Origin of the sequence: Kitasatospora sp. NPDC048540 (assembly GCF_040651175.1) — a bacterium.
Lineage (GTDB): Bacteria > Actinomycetota > Actinomycetes > Streptomycetales > Streptomycetaceae > Kitasatospora.
Genome location: NZ_JBEZIR010000001.1, coordinates 273,398 through 293,203 on the forward strand (window position 1 = coordinate 273,398; position 19,806 = coordinate 293,203).

Annotated in this window: 19 protein-coding genes and 1 riboswitch; of the genes, 10 read left to right on the top strand and 9 right to left on the bottom strand. The window is 73.5% G+C overall.

From position 1 onward, the window contains the following. Nucleotides 1–38: 38 nt before the first annotated feature. Nucleotides 39–1,187, top strand: a complete 1,149-nt coding sequence (locus AB0D08_RS01430) for a DUF5931 domain-containing protein (RefSeq protein ID WP_359885926.1) — start codon at nucleotides 39–41, stop codon at nucleotides 1,185–1,187. Continuing rightward, complete coding sequence (locus AB0D08_RS01435) at nucleotides 1,187–1,864, top strand: response regulator transcription factor (RefSeq protein WP_359885893.1); 678 nt, start codon at nucleotides 1,187–1,189, stop codon at nucleotides 1,862–1,864. The genes AB0D08_RS01430 and AB0D08_RS01435 overlap by 1 nt, the downstream gene beginning before the upstream one ends. Nucleotides 1,865–1,926: 62 nt before the next feature. On the opposite strand, the gene AB0D08_RS01440 is transcribed toward AB0D08_RS01435, so the two are convergent. Continuing rightward, the gene (locus AB0D08_RS01440) at nucleotides 1,927–2,244 is read right to left on the bottom strand and encodes a hypothetical protein (RefSeq protein WP_359885894.1); all 318 of its coding nucleotides are present in this window, start codon (nucleotides 2,242–2,244) and stop codon (nucleotides 1,927–1,929) included. Nucleotides 2,245–2,876: 632 nt separating this feature from the next. Continuing rightward, nucleotides 2,877–4,850 carry an anthranilate synthase family protein gene (locus AB0D08_RS01445; protein ID WP_359885895.1) on the bottom strand — a complete coding sequence of 658 codons (1,974 nt, stop codon included), beginning with the start codon at nucleotides 4,848–4,850 and terminating at the stop codon, nucleotides 2,877–2,879. A 310-nt stretch (nucleotides 4,851–5,160) separates the two neighbouring features. Between AB0D08_RS01445 and AB0D08_RS01450 the strand changes: the two genes are divergently transcribed. Both AB0D08_RS01450 and AB0D08_RS01455 read left to right on the top strand, forming a co-directional pair. After that, nucleotides 5,161–6,510 (top strand): class II 3-deoxy-7-phosphoheptulonate synthase, encoded by a 1,350-nt coding sequence (locus AB0D08_RS01450; protein ID WP_033824706.1) that lies wholly within the window; start codon nucleotides 5,161–5,163, stop codon nucleotides 6,508–6,510. A 197-nt stretch (nucleotides 6,511–6,707) separates the two neighbouring features. Continuing rightward, complete coding sequence (locus tag AB0D08_RS01455) at nucleotides 6,708–6,944, top strand: (2Fe-2S)-binding protein (protein ID WP_033824705.1); 237 nt, start codon at nucleotides 6,708–6,710, stop codon at nucleotides 6,942–6,944. Between the two features lie 21 nt (nucleotides 6,945–6,965). Here the strand turns inward: AB0D08_RS01455 and bfr are convergent, their stop codons facing one another. After that, complete coding sequence (gene bfr, locus AB0D08_RS01460; RefSeq protein ID WP_033824704.1) at nucleotides 6,966–7,445, bottom strand: bacterioferritin; 480 nt, start codon at nucleotides 7,443–7,445, stop codon at nucleotides 6,966–6,968. A 193-nt stretch (nucleotides 7,446–7,638) separates the two neighbouring features. On the opposite strand from bfr, the gene AB0D08_RS01465 reads away from it, so the two are divergent. Next, on the top strand, nucleotides 7,639–8,268 hold the full coding sequence (locus AB0D08_RS01465; RefSeq protein ID WP_033824703.1) for a sulfite oxidase-like oxidoreductase: 630 nt from the start codon (nucleotides 7,639–7,641) through the stop codon (nucleotides 8,266–8,268). Nucleotides 8,269–8,305: 37 nt separating this feature from the next. Here the strand turns inward: AB0D08_RS01465 and pknB are convergent, their stop codons facing one another. From pknB to thiO, 4 genes are all read right to left on the bottom strand, one after another. Continuing rightward, a complete protein-coding gene (gene pknB, locus AB0D08_RS01470) occupies nucleotides 8,306–10,051 on the bottom strand; it encodes a Stk1 family PASTA domain-containing Ser/Thr kinase (protein WP_359885927.1) in 1,746 nt (581 codons plus the stop codon). Between the two features lie 88 nt (nucleotides 10,052–10,139). Further along, the gene (locus tag AB0D08_RS01475; protein ID WP_033824702.1) at nucleotides 10,140–10,937 is read right to left on the bottom strand and encodes a thiazole synthase; all 798 of its coding nucleotides are present in this window, start codon (nucleotides 10,935–10,937) and stop codon (nucleotides 10,140–10,142) included. Between the two features lie 5 nt (nucleotides 10,938–10,942). Beyond that, entirely contained in the window at nucleotides 10,943–11,152 is a 210-nt protein-coding gene (thiS, locus tag AB0D08_RS01480; protein ID WP_199520501.1) for a sulfur carrier protein ThiS, read from the bottom strand. Continuing rightward, nucleotides 11,149–12,327 carry a glycine oxidase ThiO gene (gene thiO, locus AB0D08_RS01485; RefSeq protein WP_233289338.1) on the bottom strand — a complete coding sequence of 393 codons (1,179 nt, stop codon included), beginning with the start codon at nucleotides 12,325–12,327 and terminating at the stop codon, nucleotides 11,149–11,151. The genes thiS and thiO overlap by 4 nt, the downstream gene beginning before the upstream one ends. Then, nucleotides 12,321–12,433: riboswitch (TPP riboswitch) on the bottom strand. Its footprint overlaps the gene before it by 7 nt. A 78-nt stretch (nucleotides 12,434–12,511) precedes the next feature. Between thiO and AB0D08_RS01490 the strand changes: the two genes are divergently transcribed. From AB0D08_RS01490 to thiE, 3 genes are read left to right on the top strand one after another with little or no spacing between them, the layout of a single operon-like run. Then, entirely contained in the window at nucleotides 12,512–13,717 is a 1,206-nt protein-coding gene (locus tag AB0D08_RS01490) for an FAD-dependent oxidoreductase (protein ID WP_359885896.1), read from the top strand. 46 nt (nucleotides 13,718–13,763) lie between these two features. Then, nucleotides 13,764–14,129 carry an Rv2175c family DNA-binding protein gene (locus AB0D08_RS01495; protein ID WP_033824699.1) on the top strand — a complete coding sequence of 122 codons (366 nt, stop codon included), beginning with the start codon at nucleotides 13,764–13,766 and terminating at the stop codon, nucleotides 14,127–14,129. After that, nucleotides 14,126–14,773 (top strand): thiamine phosphate synthase, encoded by a 648-nt coding sequence (gene thiE, locus AB0D08_RS01500; RefSeq protein WP_033824698.1) that lies wholly within the window; start codon nucleotides 14,126–14,128, stop codon nucleotides 14,771–14,773. The genes AB0D08_RS01495 and thiE overlap by 4 nt, the downstream gene beginning before the upstream one ends. 160 nt (nucleotides 14,774–14,933) lie before the next feature. On the opposite strand, the gene AB0D08_RS01505 is transcribed toward thiE, so the two are convergent. After that, complete coding sequence (locus tag AB0D08_RS01505) at nucleotides 14,934–16,040, bottom strand: polyprenyl synthetase family protein (RefSeq protein ID WP_359885897.1); 1,107 nt, start codon at nucleotides 16,038–16,040, stop codon at nucleotides 14,934–14,936. 170 nt (nucleotides 16,041–16,210) lie between these two features. On the opposite strand from AB0D08_RS01505, the gene metF reads away from it, so the two are divergent. Then, nucleotides 16,211–17,125, top strand: coding sequence for a methylenetetrahydrofolate reductase [NAD(P)H] (gene metF, locus AB0D08_RS01510; protein ID WP_063794515.1), 915 nt, complete (start codon nucleotides 16,211–16,213; stop codon nucleotides 17,123–17,125). Between the two features lie 110 nt (nucleotides 17,126–17,235). Further along, nucleotides 17,236–18,027 (top strand): hypothetical protein, encoded by a 792-nt coding sequence (locus AB0D08_RS01515; protein ID WP_359885898.1) that lies wholly within the window; start codon nucleotides 17,236–17,238, stop codon nucleotides 18,025–18,027. A gap of 30 nt (nucleotides 18,028–18,057) precedes the next feature. Here AB0D08_RS01515 and AB0D08_RS01520 read toward each other — a convergent pair whose 3' ends face one another. Then, nucleotides 18,058–19,485: an FAD-dependent oxidoreductase gene (locus tag AB0D08_RS01520; protein WP_033824696.1), complete on the bottom strand. Its 1,428-nt coding sequence runs from the start codon at nucleotides 19,483–19,485 to the stop codon at nucleotides 18,058–18,060. Nucleotides 19,486–19,806 lie beyond the last annotated feature (321 nt).

The window sequence follows — 19,806 nt, forward strand, 5'->3', positions numbered from 1 at the left end:
TCGCCGCGCCCCTGCGCGGCAGCCTCGGCGCCGGCGGGATGTCCGTCGAACTCCCGCTCTGGCGGGCCATCTCCTACTTCCGGGTGATGGCCCTGGCGTACGCGGTGGTGCGGTTCTTCAACGCGTACCTGGACGTCCGGCACCCGGTGGCCGGCTGGATCTACCTCGGCGCGCTCACCCTCTGGACGCTCGCCACCTCCCGGGCCTTCGCCAACCCGCTGCGCTGCACCTGGGCGGTGCTCGGCACCGATCTCGCGGTGGTGGTCACCGGCGTCCTGCTCAGCGGCTACGTCGACACTCCGGAGCGGATCCGGGCCGGCGCGCTCACCCTGCCCACCATCTGGGCCTGCGGCACCGTCCTCGGCGCCGCCTGCAAGGGGGGCTGGCGGCCCGCCGCGCTCTTCGCCACGGTGATCGGCCTCGCCAACATCGGCGGCCACGGCGGCGTCACCCCGGACAACTTGCACAACATCGTGCTGCTGCTGATGGCCGGCTGCGCCGTCGGCTACGTGATCGAACTCGCCCGCGCCAGCGAGGCCGTCCTCACCCGGGCCCTACAGGTCGAGGCCGCCACCCGGGAACGCGAACGGCTCGCCAGGGACATCCACGACGGCGTGCTACAGGTGCTCGCCCTGGTCCAGCGCCAGGGCGACCGGGCCGACCCGGCCGACCCGGCCGACCCGGCCGGCCCGGGCGGCCTGGGCGAGCTCGGCCGGCTGGCCGGCGAGCAGGAACGCGCCCTGCGCGCCCTGATGAGCGGCGCCCCGCTGCCCGCGGCCGGCACCGCCGCCGCCGAACTCGACCTGCGGCAGCTCCTCGCACCGTACGCGGACGAGCGGATCACCGTCTCGGCCCCCGGTACGGCGGTGCTGCTGCCCGGTCCGGTGGCCGGGGAACTCGCCGCCGCGGTCGGCGCCGCCGTCGACAACGTCCGCAAGCACGCGGGCCCCGCCGCGCGGGCCTGGATCCTGGTCGAGGACGAGCCCGACGCGGTCACCGTCTCGGTCCGCGACGACGGCCCCGGCCTGCTGGCGGGCCGCCTCGCCGAGGCCGAACGGGCCGGGCGGATGGGCGTCTCGCAGTCGATCCGCGGACGGCTGCTGGACCTCGGGGGCAGCGCCGAGCTGTACTCGGCACCGGGGGAGGGCCTGGAGGTGGAACTCCGGGTGCCCAGGAAGGGGAACTGATGTCGGACCAGCAGCAGCCACCGGTACGGGTGATGGTGGTCGACGACCATCCGATGTGGCGGGAGGCGGTCTCCCGGGACCTCGCGGAGGCCGGGTTCGCGCTGGTCGCCACCGCCGGCGACGGCGAGGAGGCGGTCCGGCGCGCCCGCGCGGCGCAGCCGCAGGTGCTGGTGCTCGACCTCAACCTGCCGAGCCTGCCCGGGGTGGAGGTGTGCCGCCAGGTGGTGGGGCACGACCCGGCGCTGCGGGTGCTGGTCCTCTCGGCCAGCGGCGAGCACGCCGACGTGCTGGAGGCCGTGAAGTCCGGCGCGACCGGGTACCTGGTGAAGTCCGCCGGCCGCGAGGAACTGATCGACGCCGTCCGCCGCACCGCCGCCGGCGACCCGGTCTTCACCCCGGGCCTGGCCGGCCTGGTCCTCGGCGAGTTCCGCCGCCTGGCCGCCGAGCCGGCCGCCCCGGCCTCGCCCGCGGCCCCGCAGCTGACCGCCCGGGAGACCGAGGTCCTGCGGCTGGTGGCCAAGGGCCTGTCGTACCGTCAGATCGCCGAGCGGCTGGTGCTCTCGCACCGCACCGTGCAGAACCACGTCCAGAACACCCTCGGCAAGCTCCAGCTCCACAACCGCGTCGAACTGGTCCGCTACGCCATCGAACAGGGGCTGGACGACGACCTGCGCTGACCGCGGACGGCCGCGCCCGGACCGGGAAATCGCGGTCCGGGCGCGGCCAACCCGTCACCGGGTCAGGTCGTGCAGGTCATGGCCATGTGAACACCCTCCTTCGGTCCGAGGTCCTCCAGCACGACCACGTAGTCGACCAGGCACTGGCCGACCGTCGGCTCGACCGCATGGGGCGCCATGGTGAAGTTCGCGGGATCGTGGAAGTGCATCGTGAGCGGCGTGTCGGTGGAGCGCAGCGCGGCCGGCCCGGCTTCGTCCCGCTGGAACTTCTCCCGATCCATCCCGACAGAAGTAAGGAATCCAGTGGTGATGTCGGGCGTCGCCTCGAATTCCAGGACCGCCTGCTTGTCCCCCGACACCACCGCTTCGCAGAACGTCATCGACCCAACCCCGGCCGGACCCCGCACTGAGTACAGTGCCGCTGCCGTGTCAGGGACGGAATTCGCACAGACCGGAGCTTCGGCCTTCTGGCCGATCGGGTCGCAAGCGCAGCTTGCGAAGACAGTGGCGAGGGCGGCCACCAGGAGTGAAAGATTGGTCTTTGGGTGCATTCGGTTCACCTTGAGAAGCTCTGACGTGGTGGTGAGCTGTCCTTGGCCGGCCCCGACGGCGCCGGGTTGGCGGGAGCCCCGGCGGCGGCCGTTGCCGCCACCGCCGGAGTGTTCCCCGCACCGACGAGTGCCCCTACGGCCACCGCGGCGGCCAGCCAGCTGCGTGCGGACCGCCTCCACTCTGTATGTGCCACTGTGCCCCAGTTCCAAATTCTTAAGATCTTTTAATGCAGGCTCGTGGAGCTTCGCCGACGGCCGAACTGGGTGTCAAAGCGGTATTGCTGAGCGTGACAGTCTGTATTGGATCAAGGGTGGCGAGATGTGCCAAATAGGTCAAAGAGGTGGTCAACTGTGGTCAAATTCTCGGCAATGTGCGACTCGGTGTCACATTTGGCGAGTGAAGGCGGCGGCATTGGCGACTCTCGCCAATGTCGCATCCCGAGAAGATTCTTGACGGATTATCAGCCGGTGGCCACGCCGGCTCCCGCCCGCAGCAGTCCCGCGACGATGTCGACGCCCTCGCGGGTGAGGACCGACTCCGGGTGGAACTGGAGGGTGGCGAAGCCCGGGCCGCGCAGCGCGTGGACGTCGCCGGTCAGCGGGTCGCGGGAGAGCTCGACGGAGTCCAGCGCGAGGCGGGCCGCCTCGGCGTCGGTGCAGCGGGCGGTGAAGGTACTGTAGAAGCCGACGGTGCGCCGGGTGCCGAACAGGTCGATGCTCTCCTGGGCCCCCTGGTAGGGGACGCCCTTGCGGACCAGTGGCAGGCCGAGCTGATGGGCGATCAGCTGGTGGCTGAGGCAGACCGCGAGCAGTGGCGCGCCGCGGCTGCCGGAGCGGGCGGCGGCCAGCGCGTCGGCGGCGATCGGCCGCAGCAGCGCCATCTTGGGGTCGGCCGGGTCCGCGGGGTCGCCCGGTCCGGGGCCGAGCACCAGCGGGCCGCGGTGCGCGGCCGCCAGCGCGCGCAGGCCCGGGGTGTCGTACCGGAGCACGGTGACCCGGTGGCCGAGCGAGCCGAGCAGGTGGGAGAGCATCGAGGTGAAGGTGTCCTCGCCGTCCACCACCAGGGTGTGCGGACCCTCCACGGGCGCGGCGGGCTGCTGCATCCGCAGCCAGAACGGCGCCAGCCCGGCGCGCCGGGCGTCCAGCGCGGCCTGCACCCGGTGGTCGTCGGCCAGTCGGCGGGCCCCTCCGCCGGCCGCGCCGCCACCGCCGTCGACCGTGCCGCCGCTGCGCGCCGGCCCCGGGCGGGCGCCGATCGCGGCGAGCACCCCCGCAGCCTTGGCGTGGGTCTCGGCCACCTCGGAGTACGGGTCGGAGTGCCGGACCAGGGTCGCGCCGACCCGGACCACCAGCTCGCCGGTGGCGGGGTCGACGTCCGCGGTCCGGATGCAGATCGGGGAGTCCAGCTGCTGTCCGCCGCTGGCGCCGCGGCCGATCAGGGCCAGCGCACCGGAGTAGTAGCCGCGCCCGCCGTGCTCGTACCGCTTGATCACCCGGGTGGCGTTCTGCACCGGGCTGCCGGTGACGGTGGCCGCGAACATGGTCTCCTTCAGCACCTCCCGGACGTCCAGCGAGGTGCGCCCGCGCAGCTCGTACTCGGTGTGCGCGAGGTGCGCCATCTCCTTGAGCCGGGGGCCGAGCACCTGGCCGCCGAGGTCGCCGACGGTGCACATCATCTTGAGCTCCTCGTCGACCACCATGGTGAGTTCCTCCAGCTCCTTGGGGTCGTGCAGGAAGGCGAGCAGCGAGTCGAGGTCGGAGCCGCCGGCCGGATAGCGGTAGGTGCCGGAGATCGGGTTCATCACCACCGTGCCGCCGGACTGCCGGACGTGGACCTCCGGCGAGGCGCCGACCAGCACCCGGTCGCCGGTGTGCACCAGGAAGGTCCAGTACGCGCCGCGCTCCTGCTCCAGCAGCCGGCGCAGCAGCGTGAGCGCGGTGCCGGTGGTGAAGCCGTCGAGGCGGGCGCGGAAGTCGCGCCGGATGACGAAGTTGGCGCCCTCGCCGTTGCCGATCTCGTCCTCGATCACCCGGCGGACGATGCCGGCGTACTCCTCGTCGTCGATGTCGAAGCCGCCGCCCTCCAGCCGGACCGGCTGCTGCGGCAGCGCGGCGAGCAGGTCGGCCAGCGGGAAGGCGTACTGCTCCTCGACGGCGAGCGCCTGCAGCGGGGTGGCGTCGTCGTGCACCTCGAAGCCGCGTTCGCGGATCTGCCGGTACGGGACCAGGGCGAGCAGGTCGTGGCGCGGCCCGTCGGCGGGCAGGCCGGTGCGCACCGGCAGGTCGGCCAGCGTGTCGTGGCTGCCGACGGTGCCCAGCAGTACCTCGACGGTGTCCGGCGCGAGCCTGGGGGTGCGGCGGTGCAGCACCGCGAAGGCGGGGGCGCCGGGGGAGGTGAGACGGGCGAGCAGGGCGGCGGGGCCGGTGGTGGTCACGGGTGCGGCTGTCCTTCCGGGAGGGTGGGCGGGGAGCTGTGCTCCGGTCCGCTGTCCGGGAGGGCCGTCAGAGCCTCGATACGCCGACGGCCGCCCCGGGGGGCGGCCGTCGTGTCGTCTCAGGGACGCGCGATTCGTGGACCACCCGAGGGGTTGGTCCACCACCAGCAGAGGGTGTGCGGCGCGTTCATGGGCACGAGCGTAACCGATGGGCCGGGGGTGTGAACCCGATCACCGAAATGTCCAGCAGATGTCTCACCCAGCGGTCGGTCGTCACAATCCGGTTGTCGCACCCCGTAGCCTTGATCCTGTGACCGTGACGACTGAGACATCGAGGACTGGCCACTCCTGGCAGTCCCTGCCCGCGGCGCAGCAGCCTGAATGGCCGGACCAAGAGGCACTGCGCAAGACCCTTGCGGACCTCGCCTCGTATCCGCCGCTCGTCTTCGCCGGCGAGTGCGACCAGCTGCGCGCCAGGCTCGGTGCCGTCGCGCGCGGTGAGGCCTTCCTGCTGCAGGGCGGTGACTGCGCCGAGGCGTTCGACGGGGTCTCGGCCGAGCAGATCCGCAACAAGCTGAAGACCCTGCTGCAGATGGCCGCCGTGCTCACGTACGCGGCCTCGGTGCCGGTCGTGAAGGTCGGCCGGATCGCCGGGCAGTACTCCAAGCCCCGCTCCAAGTCGACCGAGACCCGCGACGGTGTGACCCTGCCGGTCTACCGCGGCGACTCGGTGAACGGCTTCGAGTTCACCCCGGAGTCCCGGATCCCGGACCCGGAGCGCCTGAAGCGGATGTACAACGCGTCCGCGGCGACGCTCAACCTGGTCCGTGCCTTCACCACCGGTGGCTACGCCGACCTGCGCCAGGTGCACGCCTGGAACCAGGACTTCGTGCGCAACTCGCCGGCCGGGCAGCGGTACGAGAAGCTGGCCCGCGAGATCGACAACGCGCTGGCCTTCATGAACGCCTGCGGGGTCGCCCCCGAGGAGTTCAAGACGGTCGAGTTCTTCTCCTCGCACGAGGCGCTGATCCTGGACTACGAGACCGCCCTGACCCGGACGGACTCGCGCACCGGCCACCTGTACGACGTCTCCGGCCACATGGTCTGGATCGGCGAGCGGACCAGGCAGCTGGACCACGCGCACATCGAGTTCGCCTCGAAGATCCGCAACCCGATCGGGGTCAAGCTCGGCCCGACCACCACGGTCGACGAGGCGCTCACCCTGATCGACCGCCTCGACCCGGACCGCGAGCCGGGCCGCCTCACCTTCATCACCCGGATGGGTGCGGGCAAGGTCCGCGATCACCTGCCCGACCTGGTCGAGAAGGTCACCGCCACCGGTGCCCAGGTGGTCTGGATCTGCGACCCGATGCACGGCAACACCTACGAGGCCGAGACCGGCCACAAGACCCGCCGCTTCGACGACGTGCTCGACGAGGTCAAGGGCTTCTTTGAGGTGCACCGCGCGCTCGGCACCCACCCGGGCGGCATCCACGTCGAGCTGACCGGTGACGACGTCACCGAGTGCGTCGGCGGCGGCGACGAGGTGTTCGAGGACGACCTGCACCAGCGCTACGAGACGGCCTGCGACCCGCGGCTCAACCGCAGCCAGTCGCTGGACCTGGCGTTCCTGGTGGCGGAGATGTACCGCAGCCACTGAGCCTGCCGACGGCGCCAGGGCGCGCCGGTGTGACGAAGGCCCCTCCCCGCTCGGACGATCCGAGCGGGGAGGGGCTTTTTCCTGCACCGATCGCCGGGTAAGGTAAGGCTTAGCGAGGTAAGGCAAGGCTTTGCTGATCTTGCTCGCCGTACCGTCGGCACCGTCCAGCACCGCCAGCACCACCGGGAGAGACCGCGATGTACGTCTGCATGTGCCATGCGGTCACCGAGGCCCAGGTGAAGGACGAGATCGAGGCCGGCGCCGTCACTCCGCGCCAGATCGCCAAGGGCTGCAAGGCCGGCACCGACTGCGGTTCCTGCGTGCGGCGGATCCAGGCCCTGCTCGGGGAGCACGGTGCGCGCCCGTGCCCGACATCCAGGCTGGCGGCCCGGCTGGGGCTCGCCGAGCCGGACTCCGCGCCGCTGGCGGCGTAGCGCCCTAGGGGCGGGGGCGGGTCAGGACTCCGGCTGCTCGATCAGCTGGGCCAGGTAGAGCGGCTCGCCGAGCTTCTCCAGCAGTTCGAGCTGGGTGTCGAGGTAGTCGATGTGGTGTTCCTCGTCGGCCAGGATGTCCTCGAAGATGTTGGCCGAGGTGACGTCGTTCTTGGCGCGCATCACCACGATGCCCCGGCGCAGCCGGTCGATCGCCTCGACCTCGACCTGCCGGTCGGCCTCGAACATCTCCTTCACGGTCTGCCCGATCCGGACGTGGAACAGCCGCTGGTAGTTGGGCAGGCCGTCGAGGAACAGGATCCGGTCGGTGAGCGTCTCGGCGTGCTTCATCTCGTCGAAGGACTCGTGCCGGGTGTACTTGGCGAGCTTGGTCCAGCCGTTGTTCTCCTGCATCTTCGCGTGCAGGAAGTACTGGTTGATCGCGGTCAGCTCGGCGGTGAGCTGCTCGTTGAGGAATTCGATGACCTCGGGGTCGCCCTTCATGGCGGTGCCTTCCTTGTCCCATGCGTCGCACGCGCTACCGCGGTTGGTGGCATCGTGGCACCCTTGCGGCCGGTAATTCCAGTAAGTTCACACTCACTCGGACATGTGTCGTATTGTCCGATATCAGCCAATCGGGGGGGCGTGCGCGAGGGGCGCGCGAGGTGCGGCGCCCGCCGTCTGTCACCATGGAGAGATGGGTCAGCACCAACCGGAACAGCCTCAGCCGTCTGACCCGCGGATCCCCCCGGGCCAGCGGCTGCAGCGCGGCTGGCCGGTGCTGCACTACGGACCGGTGCCCCGCTTCAAACCGCAGAGCTGGGACTTCCAGGTGTTCGGCGCGACCGCCTCCGCCGAGAAGCACAGCTGGGACTTCACCGCCTTCCACGCCCTGCCCCGGGTCACCGTCCGCGGCGACCTGCACTGCGTGACCCGCTTCTCGATGCTCGGCAACGAGTGGGGCGGGGTCGCCGCCAAGACCGTCCTCGACCTGGTCCCGCCGGCCGCCGGCGTCACCCATGTGATGGTCTGGGCCGAGTACGGGTACAGTGCCAACCTGCGGCTGGCCGACTTCGCCGACCCCGGCACCGTCTTCGCCACCCACCACAACGACGAGCCGCTCACCCTGGAGCACGGCTTCCCGGTCCGGCTGGTGGTGCCGCACCTGTACGCCTGGAAGGGGCCCAAGTGGGTCCGCGCGGTCGAGTACATGCGGGCCGACCGGCGCGGCTTCTGGGAGGAGCGCGGCTACCACAACCTCGCCGACCCCTGGGCCGAGCAGCGCTACTCGTACCAGGAGGAGCCCGGCGACGGGCCGCTGCGCTGAGCCCGCTCCCCGGCCGCGCGGCCTAGAACAGCGCGGCCTAGAACAGGCTGAAGGAGATCGTCACCACGGTGCCCTGCGGGCGGGGCTGGCCGGCCGGCGGGGTCTGCGAGGAGACCTTGCCGGTACCGAACAGGTTGAGGCCCGCGGTCTGCACCTTGAACCCGGCATCGGTGAGCGCCTTGGTGGCCGCGTCCTTGTCCATCCCGACCACGTTCGGCACCGGGACCTGGCCCTTGCTGACCACCAGCGCCACCGGCGCACCCACCGCGAGCTGCCCGCCCGCCGCCGGGGAGGCACTGATCACCGAACCCTTGGGCACCGCGTCGTCGAACGCCTCGGTCACCGTGCCCGGGGTCAGCCGGGCGTCGGTGAGCGCCTTGCGCGCCGCCTCCAGCGGCTTGCCGGCGATCTCCGGCACCTGGACCCGCTCCGGGCCCCGGGAGAGCACGACCCGCACCGAGTCGCTCTTGCGGGCCCGCTGCCCGACCCCGGGGTCGGTCGAGATCACCTGCCCGGCCTGCACCGACTCGCTGAACTCCTGGACGTACGTGCCGTGCAGCCCGGCCTTGTCGAGCGTCGCCTGGGCCTGCGCCTGGGACTGCCCCAGCACGGCGGGCACCGTGGTGTACACCGCGCCCGACAGCAGGTAGGTAGTCAGGCCGACGGCCGCCAGCAGGGCCGCGATCACGCCCGCCCAGACGAACGGCTTGCGCGAGCGGCGCGGGCGCGGCGGGCGGACCCGGCGCAGCTGAACGGTGTGGTGCGAGGCGGGCTCGTCCACCGGCGGGCGCGGCGGCAGCAGGTCCGGCGGCACCTCCAGCACGCTGGTCCGCTCCACCGGCGGCGAGATCACCGAGGTGACCTCGCCGGTCGAGTACTGCGGGGTCAGCCGGGAGGAGGCCGGCGGTTCGGCGTCCAGCTGGGCCTGGCTCAGCGTGCGCCGGGCCCGCTGCAGGGTGGCCAGCAGCTCCACCGCGTCCCACGGCCGGGCCTCGGGGTCCTGGGCGGTCGCGGCGGCCACTATCGCGTCCAGCTCCGGGCCCACCGCCGGGGCGGACAGCGAGGGCGCCGGGACCCGCTCGTGCAGGTGCTGGTACATCACCTGGGCGGGGTGCTCGCCGGAGTGCGGCTTGGTGCCGGTGAGCAGCTCGTACAGCAGGATGCCGGCCGCGTACACGTCGACCCGCTGGTCGGTCGGGGCCTGCCGGATCTGCTCCGGCGCCAGGTACGAGACGGTGCCGAGCACGGTGCCCGCCTCGGTGGTGCTGGTGACCTCGCCGCCGGCCCCGGAGAGCAGCCGGACCAGGCCGAAGTCGGCGACCTTGACCATGCCGCCCTCGGTGATCAGGACGTTCTCCGGCTTGATGTCCCGGTGCACCAGGCCGGCCCGGTGGGCGGCGCCGAGTGCGGCCAGGATCGGCTCCATCACGTCCAGCGCGGCCCGCACCGACAGCGCGCCCCGGTCGCGCAGCACGTCCCGCAGGTTGGAGCCGGGCACGTACTCCATCGCCAGGAAGACGGTCTGGCCGTCGGCGCCCTGGTCGAAGACGTTGACCACGTTGGGGTGGGCCAGCCGGGCGATGGCCTTGGCCTCGCGGATGAACCGGGCCGTGAAGTCGCTGTCGCCGACCAGCGACGGGTGCATCACCTTCAGCGCCACCACCCGGTCCAGCCGGGTGTCCAGCCCCCGGTAGACCGTGGACATCCCACCGGAGGCGACCCGCTGCTCGATCCGGTACCGGCCGTCGAGCAGCGTTCCGATCAGGGGGTCGCGCAGCGTCATGTCCACCAGAGGAGTGTAGAGGCGCAGGCCCCGGGCGGGCCCGGGGCCCGCCCGTCACGGGCCGGTCTGTGCCGAAGTTGAGACCCGGTCAGAACGCCGGGCGCTCCCGCACGTCCAGTTCGGCCCGGCCGGCCATCGCCGAGGAGGCCTCGGCGTGGAACCGGCGCGGGATCCGCCCGGCCCGGTGGGCGAGCCGCCCGGCCTCCACGCCCCGGCGCATCGCCTCGGCCATCAGCACCGGGTCCTGGGCCCGGGTCACCGCGGAGGCCAGCATCACCGCGGCGCAGCCCAGCTCCATCGCCAGTGCCACGTCGGAGGCGGTGCCGGCGCCCGCGTCCAGCACCACCGGGACGCCCGCGTTCTCCACGATCAGCTGGAAGTTGTGCGGGTTGCGGATCCCGAGGCCGGAGCCGATCGGCGAGCCCAGCGGCATGATCGCCGCGCAGCCCACGTCCTCCAGCTTGCGGGCCAGCACCGGGTCGTCGTTGGTGTACGGCAGCACCGTGAAGCCGTCGTCGACCAGGGTCTCGGCGGCGTCCAGCAGCTCGATCGGGTCGGGCAGCAGGGTCCGCTCGTCCGCGATCACCTCCAGCTTCACCCAGTCGGTGCCGAGCGCCTCGCGGGCCAGCCGGGCGGTCAGCACCGCCTCCCCGGCGGTGAAGCAGCCGGCCGTGTTGGGCAGCACCCGGATGCCGTTGCGGGTCAGCACGTCGAGCACCGACCCCTGGGTGCCGGGGTCGACGCGGCGCATCGCGACCGTGGTCAGTTCGGTCCCGGAGACCAGCAGCGCCTGCTCCAGCACGTCCAGGCTGGGGGCGCCGCCGGTGCCCATGATCAGCCGGGAGGTGAAGGCCGTCCCGGCGATGGTGAGAACGTCGTCCGCCACGGTGCTCAGCCGCCCTGGACGGCGGTGAGGATCTCCACCCGGTCGCCGGCGCTCAGCACCGTCGCGGGCCACGACCCGCGCGGCACCACCGTCTCGTTGAGCGCCGCGGCCACCCCCGAGGGCGCCTTGCTCAGCTGGGCCACCACCTCGGCCAGCGTGGTCGAGGCGGGCAGCTCGCGGGGCTCGCCGTTGACGGTGAGCGGAATCTGGTTCATGACGGGACCTCTGCGGTGAAGCGGCTGGGGGAGAAGGGGGCGGCGAGTTCGGGCAGCACACCGGTGGCCAGCTGCTCGGCGATCAGATCGGCGGTCACCGGGGTGAGCAGCACGCCGTTGCGGTAGTGGCCGGTGGCGGCGGTGAGGCCGGGCAGCGCGGTCGGGCCGAGCAGCGGGGCGTTGTCGGGCGAGCCGGGCCGCAGCCCGGCACCGGTCTCCGCCAGCGGCAGCTCGGTGATGCCGGGGATCAGCTCGTGGGCGTCGCGCAGCAGCTCGTACACCCCGCCGGCGGTGACGGTGGTGTCGTGGCCCAGCTCCTCGCTGGTCGCCCCGATCACCAGCTCGCCGTCGGCCCGCGGCACCAGGTAGATGTGCTGCCCGCGCACCACGGCCCGCACGTTGCGGGACAGGAACGGCGCGTACGGCTCTGGGATCCGCAGCCGCAGCACCTGGCCCTTGACCGGGCGCACCGGCGGCAGCACCCCGGCGGGCAGGCCCGGCAGCAGGTGGCTGCGGCAGCCCGCCGCCAGCACCAGCTGCCCGGCGGTGAGCCAGGAGCCGTCGGCCAGCCGGACCCCGGTGGCCCGGCCGTCCTCGACCAGCAGCGCGGCGGCCTCGGACCGGTGCAGCACCACGCCCTCGCGTTCGCACGCGGCCAGCAGGGCCTTCGCCAGCCGCCGGCCGTCCACCTGGTGATCGCCCGTCACCTGGAGGCCGCCGCGCACCCCCGGGGCCAGCATCGGCTCGAGCTTGCGGCACTCGCGGCCGGTCAGCCAGTGCGACTCCAGGCCGAGCCGCTGGTGGAAGGCGAGCAGCTCGCGCAGCTCCTCGCGGTCGTCGGAGTCCAGCGCCACCGCCAGCGTGCCGGTCCGCCGGTAGCCGGTGTCCAGGCCGGTGGCGGCGGTCAGCTCCGCCGTGAAGCCGGCGTACCGCTCGTTGGACGCCATCCCGAGGCGCAGCAGCGGCTCCTCGCCGTACTGCAGCTCCGTGACCGGCGCCAGCATCCCGGCCGCGACCTGCGCCGCCCCGCCGCCCGGCGCCGGGTCGACGACCGCCACCGCCAGTCCGCGCTGCGCCGTCCGCCAGGCCACGCCCAGGCCGATGATCCCGCCGCCGATCACCAGCACGTCGGGCGTGCGCGCCGACGGCGTCCCGGCCACAGATGTCCGTGCCAAAGTCGGTAACTCCCTTCGCCGGCATGACCCGGATCAGGTTCGGACGGTCGCAGGCCGCACCAGCCCGCCTCTCAGCCCGGTGCACCGGGCTCCCGTGTGAGGTGCCCGTCCACCATAACGCCGGGCGCCGCCCATCCCGAAGGTGCGTACGGAGGGTGGACACCCCGCTGGATAGGCTGACCCGGTGGTCGAACTGAAGAGAACCGGACGAGTGGTCGTGGTCGGGGCGGGCATGGCGGGCGCACAGGCCGCCCTGGGCCTGCGGCGCGGAGGCTGGGAGGGCCGGATCTCGCTGCTCGGCGACGAGCCGCACCGCCCCTACGACCGGCCGCCGCTCTCCAAGAACGTGCTGCTCGGCCAGGCCGACAGCACCGCCTTCGACATCGACTGGGACCACCTCGGCATCGACCTGCTGCCCGGCCGCCGCGCCCTCGCCCTCCACCCCGGGGTGCTGCACACCGACGGCGGCGAGCTCCCGTACGACGGCCTGCTGATCGCCACCGGCGCCGCACCCCGCCCGCTGCCCGGCGCGCCCGGCGCCCGCCTGCTGCGCACCCTGGACGACGCGCTCGCGCTGCGGGACCGGCTGCGCCCGGGCCTGCGGCTGGTGCTGGCCGGGGCCGGCTGGATCGGCGCGGAGACCGCGACGGTGGCCCGGCAGCTCGGCTGCGAGGTGACCGTGGTCGAGGCGGGACCGGCGCCGCTGGCCGGCGCGCTGCCCGAACCCGTCGGCGCGGCGATGGCCGGCTGGTACGCCGCCGCCGGGGTCGACCTGCGCTGCGGGGTCGGCGTCCTGGCGGCCGAGCCCGCGGCGGTGGTGCTCACCGACGGCACCCGGCTGGCCGCCGACGAACTGCTGGTCGGCATCGGTGCCCGCCCCGCCACCGGCTGGCTGGCCGGGTCCGCGGTGGAGCTCGACCCCGCCGGCGCGATCCTGGTCGACGACCGGCTGCGCACCACCGCCCCCGGCGTCTGGGCGGCGGGCGACTGCGTCTCCTACCCCTCGGCCCGCTCCGGCGCCCGGCTGGCCGTCCAGCACTGGGACCACGCGCTGCAGTCCGGCGGCGCCGCGGCCGCCGCGATGCTCGGCGCGGACGTCCCCTACGACCCGGTGCCGTACTTCTGGTCCGAGCAGTTCGGGCGCATGGTCCAGTACGCCGGCCGGCACGCCGGTGCCGACGAGCTGATCCACCGCGGCTCGCCCGAGGAGGCGTCCTGGTCGGTGCTGTGGCTGCGTCAGGGAGCGCTGGTCGCGGCCCTGTCGGTGGACCGCCCGCGCGACCTCAACCAGGCCAAGCGGCTGATCGACCGGGGGGTGGTGCTCGACCGCGCCCTGGCCGCGGACCCGTCCGTCCAGCTCAAGGCGGCGGCCGCCGGACCGGGGGCCTGACCGAGAGGTGGTGCGCGGGGGCCTCGGGAGGTGGCAGGCTGGGGGCGTGAGCAAGATTGATCCCAAGATTGAAGCCCTTGTCCCCGCGTGGCTCTACCTGCCCGACATCTCGGAGCTGTGGGGGGTGCAGATCACCGAGGTCCGGGACCAGGTGAGGAACCGGACCCTGCTGGCCGTCCGCCGTGGCGAGAACAACTCGCTGCAGGTGCCCGCCGACTTCATCGAGCCCACCGGACCGGTGAAGCACCTGGTCGGGACGTTGACCGTGCTGCGCGACTGCGGGCTCAACGACGAGGAGATCCTCGAGTGGATGTTCACCGAGGACCCGTCGCTGCCCGGCAGCCCGATCCAGGCGCTGCGGGAGAACCGGGGCACCGAGGTGAAGCGCCGCGCCCAGGCGATGCTGCTGTGACGGCCGCCGCCCGCACCGCGCTGGCGGACGCCCGGCTCTACCTGTGCACCGACGCCCGCCGCGAGCAGGGCGACCTGCCCGAGTTCCTGGACGCGGTGCTGGCCGGCGGGGTGGACATCGTCCAGCTGCGGGACAAGGGGCTGGAGGCCAGGCAGGAGCTGGAGTACCTGGAGGTCTTCGCCGACGCGGCCCGCCGCCACGGCAAGCTCTTCTCGGTCAACGACCGTGCCGACGTGGCGCACGCGGCCCGGCCGCAGGTGCTGCACCTCGGGCAGGACGACCTGCCGGTGCCGGCGGCGCGGGCGATCCTCGGGCCCGACGTGCTGATCGGCCGCTCCTGCCACGCCGAGTCCGAGGTCGACACCGCACTGACCGAGGCCGGCGTCGACTACTTCTGCACCGGCCCGGTCTGGCCCACCCCCACCAAGCCCGGCCGTCACGCGCCGGGGCTCTCCCTGGTCTCGTACGCGGCGAAGCAGCCGACCGACCGGCCGTGGTTCGCCATCGGCGGCATCGACCTCACCAACCTGGACGAGGTCCTCGCCGCCGGCGCCGACCGAGTGGTCGTCGTCCGCGCCATCACGGCAGCCGACGACCCGGGCGCAGCAGCCGCCGAACTCGCCCGCCGCCTCCGCAACCGCTAGCCCGGCTGCGCTCGGCGACGCCGCGCCTATTTCAGGGGCGCGGGGAACTGCGCGAAACGGCAGGGCACCACCTGCAACTCGCCCACCGACCCCGGCGGAACGGTGATCCGCTTCCGATCTCGCGCAGTTCCTCGCGCCCCTTTGGGTGCCCCCCGGGGGCTTAGTACTTGCGGGTGGTGGCGGCTTCGGCGAGGGAGAGGAGGACGGTGCGGGTGGGGCCGGGGGCGAGGGGGGCGGCGTCGAGGGCGGACAGGGACTCCCGCATCAGCTCGTCGATCCGCTTCTCCACCAGATCCGCCGCCCCGCTGCGCTCGACCAGCGCCCGCAGCACCGGCACCTCCTCGGCCGTCAGGTCCGCCGCGCCGAGCCGCTCGTCCAGGTGCCGCGCGTCCGCCGCGGGAAGGCCCCGCATGGCGTGGGCGACCAGCAGTGTCCGCTTGCCCTCGCGCAGGTCGTCGCCGGCCGGCTTCCCGGTGACCGCGGGGTCGCCGAAGACTCCGAGCAGGTCGTCGCGGAGCTGGAAGGCCTCGCCGAGCGGCAGGCCGAAGGCGGCGTAGGCGGCGACCAGCTCGGGGCCGGCCCCGGCGAGGACGGCGCCGACCTGGAGCGGGCGCTCGATGGTGTACTTCGCGGACTTGTAGTGCAGGACGGTCCGGGCCCGGTCGAGGGCGTCGGGGTCGGCGGAGTCGCCGGCCACCGGTTCGAGGACGTCGAGGTACTGGCCGACCATGACCTCGGTGCGCATCAGGTCGAAGCCGGGCTTGGCGGCCCGGACGGCCTGCGGCGGCAGGCCGCAGTCGTTGAACAGCTCGTCGCACCAGATCAGCAGCAGGTCGCCGAGCAGTACGGCCGCGGAGGCGCCGTACTGTTCGCGGTCTCCCCGCCAGCCGCTGCTGCGGTGCAGCGCCTCGAAGCGGCGGTGCACGGAGGGCAGGCCGCGGCGGGTGTCGCTGCGGTCCATCAGGTCGTCGTGGACGAGCGCACTCGCCTGGAGCAGTTCGAGGGCGGCGGCGGCCCGGGTGATGCCGGGGTCCCGGTCGCTGCCGCCGGCGCCGCGCCAGCCCCAGTAGCAGAAGGCCGGGCGCAGCCGTTTGCCGCCGTCGAGCAGGAAGTCGCGCAGGGCGTCGGCGACCGGGCCGAGCTGGGGGGAGATGCCGTCCAGCAGGGCCGTGCGGCCGTCCATGAACTCGGCGAGGGCCGTGTTGACGCGGGTCCGTACGGCTTCCGCGTCGATGGGGTGGCTGGGCAGACCGGTGGGCGAACGCACGGGGAACTCCGGATCGATTGGCTGACAATCAGACTATCGGGGTGTCCGGAGGCCTTCTCACCACGGCGCCCGGCACCCCCTTCCCAGGGGGGCCGAAACAGTCTCGGGGGGTGTCTCACTTGGTGGACCTCGTTTGGTCGCGCTCTCCGCATCCCGGCTAACCTGCGAGCATGGCACTAGGGATTCCCTCCACCAGGACCGACCGTGCGCAGACCGTGCGCGATCTGCTGGCGGCAGGTGACCGCTCGTTCTCCTTCGAGTTCATGCCCCCGCGCAGCGAGGAGGCCGAGCGCCGGCTCTGGGACGCGATCCGGCGGGTCGAGTCGCTCGATCCCAACTTCGTCTGCATGACCTACGGCGCCGGCGGCTCCTCGCGCGGCCGCACGGTCAACCTGGTCGGCCGGATCGCCACCGAGACCACCCTGACCCCGGTCGCCCACCTCACCGCGGTCGACCACTCGGTCGCCGAACTGCGCAACATCATCGGCCAGTACGCCGACGAGGGCGTGCGCAACGTCCTCGCGGTGCGCGGCGACCCGCCCGGCGACCCGATGGGCGAGTGGGTCCGCCACCCGGAGGGCGTCACCTTCGCGTACGAGCTGGTCGAGCTGATCAAGGGGATCGGCGACTTCTGCGTGGGGGTGGCCGCCTTCCCGCAGATGCACCCGCGCTCGGAGAACTGGGACGACGACATCCGGCACTTTGTCGCCAAGTGCCGGGCCGGTGCGGACTACGCGATCACCCAGATGTTCTTCGAGGTCGAGGACTACCTGCGGCTGCGCGACCGGGTCGCCGCGGCGGGCTGCGCGACGCCGATCATCCCGGAGATCATGCCGGTCACCAACATCCGGCAGCTGGAGCGCTTCCCGCAGCTGTCCGGCTCGGACTTCCCGCCCGAGCTGGTGGAGCGCTTCCTGGCGGTCGCCGACAACCCCGACGCGGTCCGGGCGATCGGCATCGAGCACGCCACGACCATGTCCGAGCGGCTGCTCGCGGAGGGCGCGCCCGGTCTGCACTTCATCACGCTGAACCACTCCACCTCCACCCTGGAGATCTACCAGAACCTCGGCCTGCACCAGCGCTGATCGCCCGCCCCCCGGCAGCCCCGCGCGGGGCTGCCGGGGATGTGGGTCTGCGGGCCGGGAGCGGGTACAGTCGCCCGCAACCGCGCGGTACGCGACTGGAGGTAGCGGGGATGGGCATCGGATACCTGCTGCTGTACGTCGCGTTGGCGCTGGTGGCGCTCTGGCTGGTGGCCGAGCTGCTGCTGCAGAACCGCGCCCCGCTGCTCTGGCGGGCGCTCGCGCTGGCCGGATTCCTCTGCGTGGTCGCCGGGATGCGGCTGAGCTCGGTCCTGGTGATAGGGGCCGGCGCGGCCGTCTTCGCGGTCGGGCAGACCTTCGTCACGCTGGCGGTCAAGCGCGGCCGCCCGGTCGGCTGGTCGCTGCGCGGGGCCGACGGCTCCCTGCCGGGCCCGCTGGCCAAGGTCCCGCTGCTCGGCGCCGTCACCGGCGGCGCCGCGGCGGTGGCCGCCGTCGAGGCGGTGGCGCCGGTCGGCGAGGTCGGCCCGGTCGAGGCCGACGAGGCCGAGGCCCCGTACGCCTACGAGGAACTCCAGGAGATCGGCCCGGACGACGGCGTCTACACCGCGCAGCAGCCCGCCGCCTACCAGCAGGACCCGCAGCAGCCGCAGGCCTACGCCTACGACGCCTACGGCCAGCCGCAGTACCAGCAGCAGGCCGCGCAGAGCTGGGAGTACCAGCCGCAGCAGCAGGCGTACGGGTACGACGTGTACGGGCAGCCCGTCTACCAGCAGCAGTACCAGGACCCGTACCGCCAGCCGCAGTACCAGGACCCCTACGCGGCGCAGCAGCAGCCCGCGCAGGGGTGGGAGTACCAGCAGCAGCCGTACCAGGGCATCCCGCAGCAGCCGCAGGCCTCGCCCGAGTACCAGCCGCAGCCCTGGGACTACCAGCAGCAGGGCTGAGCCGGGCCCGGGGACGGGCGCCGGGGCGGGTCAGGCCGGGCCGATCAGGCCCGCCGTGATCGAGGCGGACATGCCGACCCGGGCCAGCCCGCCGCCGGGGTGCGCGTCCGCGCCGACCAGGTACAGGCCGGGGACCGCCGAACGGTTCGGGGCACCGAGGTAGGCGCCGCCGGCCCCGGCGAGCGCGGGCGGCGGCATCGGACCGCTGATCCGCGTTTCGCGCCGCCGGACGCGCCCGCGCAGGTCCAGGCCGGCCGCGGCCAGGTGGGCGAGGAGCCCGTCGGTGTACGACTCCAGCTCGGCCGGACCGGGCTCCCCCTGCTCGGGGACGGTCACGGTCAGGGTGACCGCCTCGTGGCCGCCGGCGGGCACCAGCGAGGCGTCGTCGGGCCGCAGCACCTGGACGGTCGGCCGCTCGGGCAGGGCGCCCGCCCCGAACACCTCGTCCCACTCGCGCGCCGGGTCGGCGGCGTGCACCACGGTCCGGTGCGGGGTACCGGCGGGCCGCGCGCCGTCGAGGGCGAGGAAGACCGTCAGCAGCCGGGCCCCGGCCGACGGGACCGGCCGGGCCGAGCGGCCCGGGACCAGCCTGTCGTGCCCGCCGGCCGCCACCACCAGGTCCGCGTCGAGCGGCTTCCCGTCCGCCAGCACCCCGCTCACCCGGCCGCCGTCGGTCAGCACCTCGGTCACCGGAGTACCGAAGCGGAACTCCACCCCGCGCAGCTCGCACCGCCGGTACACCGCCCCGGCCAGCGCCCGGATGCCCCCTTCGACGTACCAGACGCCGAAGGACTGCTCCATGTACGGCAGCACGGTGGCCCCGGCGGGGGCCTCGCGCGGGTCCAGACCGAAGCGCAGCGCGTACTCGTGCAGCAGTTGGGCCAGGCCTGGGTGCCCGCCCAGCTCGTGGCGGGCGACCTCGGCCAGGGTGGCCCCGGGGCGGCGGCGCAGCCGGGCCAGGCCGCGCCGGGGTGCGGCGGGGTACGGGTCGGCGCGCAGCGGCGTGGTGTCGTCCGGGAGGGGTTCCTCCAGCAGGGGACGGCGGGTGGCCTCCCAGACCGCCCGGCCCCGGTTCATCACCTCGGCCCAGGCGGCGCCCGAGCCCGCGCCGAACGCGGCGTCCAGCGCCTGGCCGACGCCGCCACGGGAGGCGTTGGGCAGCAGCAGGTCGGTGCCGTCGGGGAACAGGTGCCGACTCTCCGGGTCGACCGGCGCGAGCGCGACCAGCTGCTCCAGCGGCTCCTTGCCGGTCTTCAGCGCGAGGTCGCGGTAGACCGCGGGCAGCGTGAGCAGCGTCGGGCCGGTGTCGAAGCGGAAGCCGTCGAGCTCGTGCCGGCCGGCCTGCCCGCCGTAGGTGCCGGAGTCCTCGCAGACCGTCACCCGGTGCCCGAGGGTGGCCAGCCTGGCGGCGGCCGCGAGCCCGCTCATTCCCGCGCCGATGATGACGATCCGTGCCATGGCAGAAGATCCTAGGCCGTACCGGACCGCACCCCGGCCGGGCACCCGGGCGGCCGGCCTGCGACCGCCCTCCCGGCGGGCGCGCGAGGCACCCCGCCCTGCGGGGCCACAGGGGCCCTCTCTCACGCATCCCCGGCCATGCGCCCCGGCCTGCGGCCGGGAGCCGCCCGGCGGTGGACGCATCGGTGAAGCGCCCCGGGCCGCCCGGTACGAGGGCACGATGCCGATCCGTGCGGCCGGGCGCGAGGCGGCGGCTCCGCCCCACGGAGGTCGGTTCCGCCACCGGCCGTGTCCAGCGGCCGGCGGCAGACGGCGGACCGG

Excerpts from the sequence above, each read along its gene's own strand:
- AB0D08_RS01430 (WP_359885926.1), top strand. The coding sequence starts at position 39 with ATGTCCGTCGAACTCCCGCTCTGGCGGGCCATCTCCTACTTCCGGGTG.
- AB0D08_RS01435 (WP_359885893.1), top strand. The coding sequence starts at position 1,187 with ATGTCGGACCAGCAGCAGCCACCGGTACGGGTGATGGTGGTCGACGAC.
- AB0D08_RS01440 (WP_359885894.1), bottom strand. The coding sequence starts at position 2,244 with ATGACGTTCTGCGAAGCGGTGGTGTCGGGGGACAAGCAGGCGGTCCTG.
- AB0D08_RS01455 (WP_033824705.1), top strand. The coding sequence starts at position 6,708 with ATGTACGTCTGCATGTGCCATGCGGTCACCGAGGCCCAGGTGAAGGAC.
- bfr (WP_033824704.1), bottom strand. The coding sequence starts at position 7,445 with ATGAAGGGCGACCCCGAGGTCATCGAATTCCTCAACGAGCAGCTCACC.
- AB0D08_RS01465 (WP_033824703.1), top strand. The coding sequence starts at position 7,639 with ATGGGTCAGCACCAACCGGAACAGCCTCAGCCGTCTGACCCGCGGATC.
- pknB (WP_359885927.1), bottom strand. The coding sequence starts at position 10,051 with ATGACGCTGCGCGACCCCCTGATCGGAACGCTGCTCGACGGCCGGTAC.
- thiS (WP_199520501.1), bottom strand. The coding sequence starts at position 11,152 with ATGAACCAGATTCCGCTCACCGTCAACGGCGAGCCCCGCGAGCTGCCC.
- metF (WP_063794515.1), top strand. The coding sequence starts at position 16,211 with ATGGCACTAGGGATTCCCTCCACCAGGACCGACCGTGCGCAGACCGTG.
- AB0D08_RS01515 (WP_359885898.1), top strand. The coding sequence starts at position 17,236 with ATGGGCATCGGATACCTGCTGCTGTACGTCGCGTTGGCGCTGGTGGCG.
- AB0D08_RS01520 (WP_033824696.1), bottom strand. The coding sequence starts at position 19,485 with ATGGCACGGATCGTCATCATCGGCGCGGGAATGAGCGGGCTCGCGGCC.